This window comes from Candidatus Electronema sp. TJ, assembly GCF_048287355.1.
Lineage (GTDB): Bacteria > Desulfobacterota > Desulfobulbia > Desulfobulbales > Desulfobulbaceae > Electronema.
Map to the genome: position 1 here is coordinate 2,276 of NZ_JBLWEP010000079.1, position 8,262 is coordinate 10,537.

The 8,262-nt window shown below is 60.2% G+C and carries 7 protein-coding genes; 1 reads left to right on the top strand and 6 read right to left on the bottom strand.

Annotation, left to right across the window (positions count from 1 at the left end; translation table 11 throughout):
* Positions 1-189: 189 nt before the first annotated feature.
* The 6 genes from ACNKID_RS07215 to dauA form a co-directional block, all read right to left on the bottom strand.
* Positions 190-681 carry a hypothetical protein gene (locus ACNKID_RS07215; protein WP_417912765.1) on the bottom strand — a complete coding sequence of 164 codons (492 nt, stop codon included), beginning with the start codon at positions 679-681 and terminating at the stop codon, positions 190-192.
* Positions 674-1,000, bottom strand: a complete 327-nt coding sequence (locus ACNKID_RS07220; protein ID WP_417912766.1) for a hypothetical protein — start codon at positions 998-1,000, stop codon at positions 674-676. The genes ACNKID_RS07215 and ACNKID_RS07220 overlap by 8 nt, the downstream gene beginning before the upstream one ends.
* Positions 1,001-1,179: 179 nt before the next feature.
* Complete coding sequence (locus ACNKID_RS07225; RefSeq protein WP_417912767.1) at positions 1,180-2,466, bottom strand: lamin tail domain-containing protein; 1,287 nt, start codon at positions 2,464-2,466, stop codon at positions 1,180-1,182.
* A gap of 35 nt (positions 2,467-2,501) precedes the next feature.
* A complete protein-coding gene (locus ACNKID_RS07230; RefSeq protein WP_417912768.1) occupies positions 2,502-3,383 on the bottom strand; it encodes a thermonuclease family protein in 882 nt (293 codons plus the stop codon).
* 739 nt (positions 3,384-4,122) lie between these two features.
* Positions 4,123-4,665, bottom strand: a complete 543-nt coding sequence (locus ACNKID_RS07235) for an HD domain-containing protein (RefSeq protein WP_417912769.1) — start codon at positions 4,663-4,665, stop codon at positions 4,123-4,125.
* Positions 4,662-6,380, bottom strand: coding sequence for a C4-dicarboxylic acid transporter DauA (dauA, locus tag ACNKID_RS07240; protein WP_417912770.1), 1,719 nt, complete (start codon positions 6,378-6,380; stop codon positions 4,662-4,664). Before dauA ends, ACNKID_RS07235 begins: the two co-directional genes overlap by 4 nt.
* Positions 6,381-6,650: 270 nt before the next feature.
* Between dauA and ACNKID_RS07245 the strand changes: the two genes are divergently transcribed.
* Complete coding sequence (locus ACNKID_RS07245; RefSeq protein WP_417912771.1) at positions 6,651-7,886, top strand: aspartate kinase; 1,236 nt, start codon at positions 6,651-6,653, stop codon at positions 7,884-7,886.
* Positions 7,887-8,262 lie beyond the last annotated feature (376 nt).

An 8,262-nucleotide genomic window follows, 5' to 3' on the forward strand; every position in this document is an offset into this window, starting at 1 on the left:
CAGCACGATGCCAAGATATATTGCCAGCGAGGCGAAAATTGCGCCCCAGAGGATGCAGCTTGTCCGCCACGCGGCATTCAGCTGTTTGCATTCATTGTCCTGCATGAGAGTTCCTCCATCTGTGTGCGCCCGCCCTGCCCTTCCCGTTCATGCCGGGCAGGCTGCAAACTTTGCGGCGCGGGCGGGCAGTCACAGCCAAGCATCCCGTATATGGTTGAAATTGACAACATCCAGCCGCAGCCTTGCAGCATAATGATACAGCGGCAGATCAGCCGTGAACACGGTACAGTTGCCCTCCTGGGCCAGCATGATCAGGCCAGCACCAGTGATGCCCAATGTGCAGCAGACCGGGGTTCTGACGATTTCCGAAGCCCAGACCTGCGCTTCTCTGGCATTGCAGACATACGCTGTCAGCCGTCTACGCGCCGCGCTCTTCCTGTCGCCGTCCAGCCAGTCCAGCAGATTGGATGCCTCGGCAAGCACATGCGGCGTTGCGCAGGTCCAGCTGAAGTTTTTCACGATCCGGCTGAGTTCAGCCGCATCCCTGCTGCTGAACTGGCGGGTCATTGTGAAGCGCTCAACCTCTCCTTCGCCAAGGGAGCCGACTATCAACGCGGTCAGCAGCTGGGCATCAAGAAGAACGCCTTTGCTCTTCGCCCGCAGCGGCAGGTTCTTATACATCCCGCATCTTCATGGAGATCAGCCGTCCGTCAGCCGCGTCAATCCGAAAGACCTTGTACACTCTCGGCTTTCTTTCCTCGATGATCTCGCCGCCGACGCTTTGCAGCATGTCCACGTCAAACGATGTCGTCGCTTCTTCGGGGACTCTGGTGGTCTTGACCACCAGATGCGAGTCATAGCCCAAGGTCACCAGCCAAGCCTGCTCCGCCGCATCAAAGTCCACCTCCTCAAGCATGAGATGAGCCGTTTCTTCCTCTTCAAATAATTGCCGCGCCTCAGTTTTGGCAATCTTCACCGCGTCATGCATCGCTATGGCCATTTGACTTTCCAAGAAACAGAATGATGGTCGTTCTTTGCCAAGGACTGGCGTTTGCAGGGTAAGGCGCGGCGGAAAGATTGTCAAGCACTTTGCGGCTGAGGCCGTGCGCCTGCTGCATGGTCTGGGAAAGCAGCCAGTGGGAGCAGGAAGGGCGCGGCCGCCCTCCCCGCCTGATCTGATCAGAAGAGAATGGTCACGCCTTGTTCCTGCGCCTGCGCCTTGGTGTAGCTGACCTGATGCGCCACCTTGCCAGCACGGTTCAGCAGACGGATTTCTCCGCCTTTGTTGGACAGCTGCACCGAGTTCTTTGGCAGCGTGATGACAAAGACCCCGCCCGCAGCCAGCATCGCCGCCTGATCTGAGACCTGAAAGCGGTGGTTCATGGCATCCATCAGCGCCCAGCCCTCCAAGGAGACTGCGGCGGTTCCGGTGTTGATCAGGGTGATGGTTTCTTGGCCAGGATCATCGCCCATCGGGTTGACCAGCGCGGCGACAATCCTGACCGGGCTGGCGACCACCGGCATTGGCGGCGCAGGCGGCTGCGGCGGATTGGGAGCCGGCGCAGGCTCTGGCTGCGGCGTTTCTCCAGCAGGCCCAAGGTACATGGGGTAGAAGGTGCGGATGTGCTGGCTGTTGTCGCTGCGGAACAATTTCAGATCATAGCGCGCGCCATTGATGACCGCCGTCTTTGGCGCGCGCGCGCCGAGATGAACGCGGACTGTGCCCATGGCCATCAGCCCTTCGACGCTGCATCCAACAAAGAAACCGCCTATCGGCTTGGTCAGCGGACGGATTTCCCCGCGCTCGTAATCCGGCGCGTTCCATTTGAAAGAAATAGTCACCGATTCAGGGAAGTTTTCCTGTCCGTCGCCCTGCTTGCCCCGCACATACAGGATGCGGTCATCCCGAAGGCCAGGGATGCTGTTCCGGTCAATGACCGAGGCCAGCCCGTCATCCAGCCAGTATTTGTACCAGAAATGATAGCCCTGCACATTTGCGCCCTGCTGCTCGCCGACAATCACATGCTCAAAGCCCGACAAATGCGGATCGCCGCCCTGCGAGAAGAACTTGAACCACTGCTCCAGCAGGGCCGCATACCAGCGCTCGCTGGAAACAGGCATGCCGGTGGCCTGCTCCACATAGCGGCGGGCGACCAGCATGGGCGGCGAGTCAACAATTGCGGACAGCAGCGCGTGCACCTCGCTGCGCTCGGCCTGCGTCTCAGACTCAACATCCCGCTCCGCCAGCGAGTAGTTGTCAAACAGGGCCGTGGCTAAACGGTATGTCCGCATTTTCGCTTCCGGGATGACCACCTCGGTCAGCACTTTGAAGTCAGGGCCGCCGTCGGCAACTGCCGCCACTTTGACATAGCCCTGCGCCGGATCGCCGGTCTCGCTGGCAAGGATCGGCCTCACCCCGCTGCCGCTCTGGTCGGCATCCCATATCTGCTGATAAATATCCATCATGATCCTCTGTCACGTTGAAGAGCAGCTTGCCTGCGTTATTTGGAGATGAACTCAACTGTGTTGAGGTCAACGCTGATGCAGATTTGGTTGTTCAACTGCTCGATGACATCGCTCAGGCGGCATTTGAGCGTCCCGCCGTCTGCGGTATGAACAATGATGGTGTCGTTCTCGCGTGGGTTAGCGGCGAAGAAGTCGTCAATGTCCCGCCCGTGCCTGAACATGCCGCCCGCCCAGCGGAGCGCGTCAACGCAGCGGCGGAAGATTTTAGGATAAATCAGGCTGCCGTCAGGGGCGCAGATGTCCGCCTGCCTGTTCACGGTGAAGCAGGATGTCTGGTCAAGCGGCCAGAGGCCAGCCTGCTCTGCCTTTGCCGCTTTATACGCCGCAATCAGCGCGTCACGAAGATCAGGCGGCAGGCCGCCCGCATACAGGCCAAGATAGGCACTGCCAGTTCTCACCGCATGATAATTATAGGTCTGCTCCAGCAGCTCGGGCGACAGCTTGACATCGGCACCGTCTTGCGCGTCAAGCCCCTTCAGCACAAAGGCGATTGGCCTGCCGTGGCCTTCAAAGCCGTCGCAGAGGATGGCGGCAGGATGGTCCCACGAGAATCCGGTAGGGGCTTTTTCCCAGTCCCAAGCCGAGGGATCAACCCCAAGCCAGCGCAGCAGCGCATCGCGGCTCTCCATGCCCTGCGGCTGCTTGGCGCTGCCATAGTGCAGCTCTGGGGTGTCAATCGCCTGAAAGCGCAGCTGATAGCTCGCTCCGCTCTGGGAACCGCCTGCCGGAGCATAGTTCGGCAGCCCTGTGAACAAGGTCATGTCGTCGGCGACGAACCGCATGCTGTCCCCGTCTGGAGACTGGTTCTGCCGGACAATCAGACGGCCTTTGATGAAACGGTAATAGCCCATGGACATGCTGCTCCTCCTTTCTTGGCTGAAGAGCTGTGATGATGCTGGCCGGAACTGCTGATCAGTCCTGAACTGCCGCTTTGCAGCAGCTGCCAGCGGTTGGAATTGGCAAAACGATGAAGGGTGAAAGTCAGGAAACTGTCATGGCCAGCTGAGGCATTCTGGCCGCAGCATAAGACTGGATACGGATTTCGCAGAACAGCGGAGCTGTGAGGCGTTGACTTCAAGCCGCGATTGGATTGCTGCCATAAGGTGCTCCAATGCAAAAAGGAATGCTGCGTCAACAGGAAAGAAAAAACGCTTTCTGTCAGCGTAAATCTCTGCCAAGGGATTGTCAAGGGATTTTTTTAGGGAGACGGGATGAGCATCCCGCGGGCATTCTGCGCAAGGAAGCTCCTGCTGGCAGAGCATCGCGGGCGCAGTTATGCCCTGCTGATGAACCGCCTGCATTCGATCCTGCGCTGAGCAGGCTCAGCGTCTCACGGTGAGCAGGCTCAGCGTCCGATGGTGAGCAGGCTCAGTGTCCGACGGTGAGCAGGCTCAGCGTCCGACGGTGAGCCTGCTCAGAGAACATACAAATGCGCTGGTTCGTGTGCAGGCAAACCAGCAGGACAGAGAGCCGCTCCGCTCTCACGAGGAATGCAGGTCAAAGCATGGAGTTGGAGCAGCTGGACGCAGCCCGCGAGGAAATCTGCGGGCGACACAGGGGAAAAAGAATGGGAAGTTTTTTTGGGGAGGCGGACTGTCAGGGCGCGTTCTCTGCCAGAAGCGCATCAAGCTCGGCCCAGATTGGCCCGCAAAGATCAGGCCGGCAGGCGGCCTGCCGGAACGCGGGCTGCTCGCTGCGGTAGACGTGCAGCAGGTCCAGCTTGCGGTCGGCGATGCAGGCGCGGACATTGGCGAGCCGGTCAGCTGCCTTGACAAGCAGGGCAAGTTCCAGGAAACCCTGCGCCGCTGCCAGCTTCGCATAGGTCTTGGCCTTGCGCTCCTTCCGGCTGGGTCCCGGCTCGTCTGTCAGCAGGCTGACGCAGGCGGCAATGCGCGGCCCGAAACGGCGCTCGATTTCGGCAAGAGTTGCGGCTGTGTCCTCCACCGTGTCGTGCAGCCAGGCCACGGCAGCGGCCTCGCCGCCATACGGCGCAGCTATGGCGGCGACCGCTTCGAGGTGATGCGCGTAGGGATGCGCGCCATACCGCTGCGCCCCGTGCGCCGCAAGCGCAAAGGCGCGGGCTTCTTCGGTCAGGGCTGCCAAGCCGGAGCGGCGGTCAGGGCTGCTGCCGGGCATCATGGGGCTTGATGCTCCCGCAAGGACCGCAGCAGCCGCTTCGCTTTTTCCACGCCATCCGCCAGTGTGCGGGAGAATTCGACTTTTCCAGTCTTCCTCCTCAGCCCTGCCCGGCGCAGCGTGAGGAGCATCCGGGGCTGCAGGCCGCTGACCACCAGGCCGATGCCGTTCCGCTCCAGCGTCTGGCTGATGGACTCCATCGCCACCATCGCGCTCATGTCTATTATGTTCACCTTGCTCATTTCCAAGATGACCACTCGCACATCAGGGCTGACAGCGGCGATGTTCTTCATCGCCTTCTGCGCCGAGCCGAAGAACAGCGGCCCGTTGATGTCATACACCGCGACAGAGGCGGACAGCTCGCCCAAGCCGTGATGCTCGCGCTCCATTTTCTTCGTCGTGGTCAGACTGATGGTGTTCTGAATGAAAAGGATGGCCGCCAAGCTCATGCCCACGCCCACAGCAATGGCCATGTCGAAAAACACGGTCAGCGACAAGCAGATCAGCAGCACGGCGACATCGCTGCGCGGCGCAATCCTGATTGTGCGGATGAAGTGCTTCACCTCGCTCATGTTCCACGCGACAATGAAAAGCAGGGCGGCCATTGAGGCCATTGGAATGTAGGACAGCAGCGGGGTGATCAGCAGAATCGCGAGCAGAACAAAGAGGCTGTGCACTATCGCGGCCAAGGGCGTGCGTCCGCCCGCCTTGATGTTGGTCGCTGTCCGGGCGATGGCGGCGGTGGCCGGAATCCCGCCGAAGAAGGGCGCGACAATGTTGCCGATGCCTTGGCCGATCAGCTCGTCGTTGGAATCATGCTTGCAGCCGCTCAGGCCGTCGGCAATCACCGAGCAGAGCAGCGAGGTGATGGCACCGAGCACGGCGATGGCGATGGCGGACGGGAAGAGGTCGTGCAGCATCTTCCAGCTCAGGCCGACCGGCGTTCCGTCCGCGCCGGGGAGGTTCCACGGCCAGTTCAGGCTGGGCAGAAAGGGCGGGATGCCGCCGCCGTTCACGCCGTTCACCTCATAGTGAAAGCGGCTGCCGATGGTGGCGGCCACGAAGTCTGGGCTGATTTTGCTTCCCGCCCATGCGGCGACGGATCCGGCCAGCACGGCGATGAGATGGCCCGGCACTTTCGAGCGCAGCCGGGGCCAGACCAGCAGCACAGTCAAGGTCAGCATGCCGATGAGGAAATCCGCAAGCGTGGCGGTGGGCACAGCGCGCATGATCGCGCCGACCTGCTCAAGATAGTGGCCGTCCACCGGCTCCACATTGAGGCCGAAGAAATCTTTGATCTGAAAGGTAGCGATGATCACCGCAATCCCGGAGGTGAAGCCGACCGTGACCGGATAGGGCACCACCTCAATCAGGCTGCCGAGCTTGGCCGCGCCCATGATGATCATGATGATTCCGGCCATCGCGCCGCTCACCAGCAGGCCGCCCACGCCGAATTTCTGCACAATCGGCAGCAGCACAACCGTGAAGGCGGCTGTGGGGCCGGAGACATTGATGACCGAGCCGCCGCTGAGGGAAATGACGATGCCCGCCACAATTGCCGTGTAGAGGCCGTGCTGCGGGGCCACCCCGCTGGCTATGGCAAAGGCCATGGACAGCGGCAGGGCGACGATGCCGACAATCAGGCCGGACAGCACGTCGGCCTGAACAGCCGCAAGAGAGGGTTTTGCTTTGACGGTTTGGGTGAATGCTGAAAACATGTTGTCCCTTTCTGCTGAATTTCGGGCAAACCGGCGCGGAATGCGCCGGATCGCTGCTGCTGATCATGCGAAAAGGCTGCGAAATATAGCGCGGCTTGCCAGCCTGTAAAGGGGAATGTGCGGGAAAGAAAAAAAGACAGCCTGACACGCCCTGCGGACACGGATTGGGCTTGCAAAAATGCTGTTCCGTTTTTAAAGTAGGACGTTTTTTTGCGGCATCTCATGCCGCGCTCCGCGCATCCTCAAACCTTCAACCAACTGGAAACAGCTATGGCGCTGATCGTGCAGAAATTCGGCGGAACCTCGGTGGGGTCCACGGAAAAGATAAAAAATGTGGCCAAGCGGGTGCTGCGCTATCAGCAGCAGGGCCACCAGATGGTGGTGGTGCTCTCGGCCATGTCCGGCCAGACCGACAAGCTGCTCGGCATGGCGGCGGAGATGCAGCGGCTGCCTGATCTCCGCGAGACCGACATGCTTATTTCCACCGGCGAGCAGGTGACAATCTCCCTCTTCGCCATGGCGGTGAAGGAGGCGGGCTGCGACGCGGTCTCGCTGCTCGGCGATCAGGTGCGGATACTCACTGATGCCATGCACACCAAGGCCCGCATCCGCGAAATCGAGACCGGCCTGATCCGCAAGCATCTTGACGCAGGCCGGGTGGTGGTGGTGGCCGGTTTTCAAGGCGTGACTGCCGAGGGCGAGATCACCACGCTGGGCAGGGGCGGCTCAGACACCACAGCTGTGGCCTTGGCCGCCGCGCTCAAGGCGGACAGCTGCGAGATATACACCGATGTCGAGGGCGTGTACACCACCGACCCGAACATCTGCGCCCAGGCGCGCAAGATCAACATGATCACCTATGACGAAATGCTGGAGCTGGCCAGCCTTGGTGCCAAAGTGCTGGAGATTCGCTCCGTGGGCTTGGCCAAACGCTACAGCGTGCCCCTGCATGTTCGTTCAACTTTTTCCGAAAACGAAGGCACTTGGGTTGTCGAGGAGGACAGAATCATGGAATCAATGCTGGTTTCCGGCATCACCTACAGCAGAAAAGAAGCGCGGATCACCATCAAAGGGGTGCCGGATCAGCCGGGCGTGGCCTCAAAAATCTTCCAGCCCATCTCCAATGCTGGCATTTTGGTGGACATGATCATCCAGAACACCAGGGAGGGGCAGCTGACCGACATCACTTTCACCGTGCTGCGCACTGATTATGCCAGGACGATGGAGATGCTGAAGAAAACAGCGGCGGATGTCGGAGCGGAGTCTGTGACCAGCGATGAGTCCATCGCCAAGATTTCCATCGTCGGCGTGGGAATGCGCAATCATTCCGGTGTCGCCTCGACCATGTTCCAAGTCATGGCCAATGAGGGCATCAACATCATGATGATCGCCACATCGGAGATCAAGGTCTCCTGCGTCATCGCCGAGAAATACACCGAGCTGGCAGTGCGCTCGCTGCACACCGCCTTTGCCTTGGACAAGGCGAACCAGCCAGCGGAGGAGTAAAGCGGCAAGTGCGCCGCAAGCAACAGACCTCTTGCAGAAGTCTGCTGCTTGCAAATTTTTTTCGCAGGGCCGTTGCTGCTCCTTTCTTGCCGACCTGCAAAGCAGTTCTGCTTGGCAAGAAAGGAGTTTTGCTGACTTGGCAAGAAGTTGCGCTCGGCAGAAGAGGAGCTTGGCCGAGCAGGACTCTTCCTTTGCCGATTTCTCTGTTTTGAACTTTTGCAGGAATTGCAGCCAGCCGCCTTCACGGGCGGCTTTTGTTTTCGCAGCCAGGCGGAACGCTGCGTCATGCGCTGCGGAACCGCTTTGCTCCGGCTGAAAACCCGCCGCAGCCGCCGGAAAACGCGTTTGCTTTGCCCCGATTCCAATTGGAACCGGG

What these genes read in the sequence shown, in the direction of transcription:
- ACNKID_RS07215 (WP_417912765.1), bottom strand. Translation starts at nt 681, where the DNA reads ATGTATAAGAACCTGCCGCTGCGGGCGAAGAGCAAAGGCGTTCTTCTT.
- ACNKID_RS07220 (WP_417912766.1), bottom strand. Translation starts at nt 1,000, where the DNA reads ATGGCCATAGCGATGCATGACGCGGTGAAGATTGCCAAAACTGAGGCG.
- ACNKID_RS07225 (WP_417912767.1), bottom strand. Translation starts at nt 2,466, where the DNA reads ATGATGGATATTTATCAGCAGATATGGGATGCCGACCAGAGCGGCAGC.
- ACNKID_RS07230 (WP_417912768.1), bottom strand. Translation starts at nt 3,383, where the DNA reads ATGTCCATGGGCTATTACCGTTTCATCAAAGGCCGTCTGATTGTCCGG.
- ACNKID_RS07235 (WP_417912769.1), bottom strand. Translation starts at nt 4,665, where the DNA reads ATGATGCCCGGCAGCAGCCCTGACCGCCGCTCCGGCTTGGCAGCCCTG.
- dauA (WP_417912770.1), bottom strand. Translation starts at nt 6,380, where the DNA reads ATGTTTTCAGCATTCACCCAAACCGTCAAAGCAAAACCCTCTCTTGCG.
- ACNKID_RS07245 (WP_417912771.1), top strand. Translation starts at nt 6,651, where the DNA reads ATGGCGCTGATCGTGCAGAAATTCGGCGGAACCTCGGTGGGGTCCACG.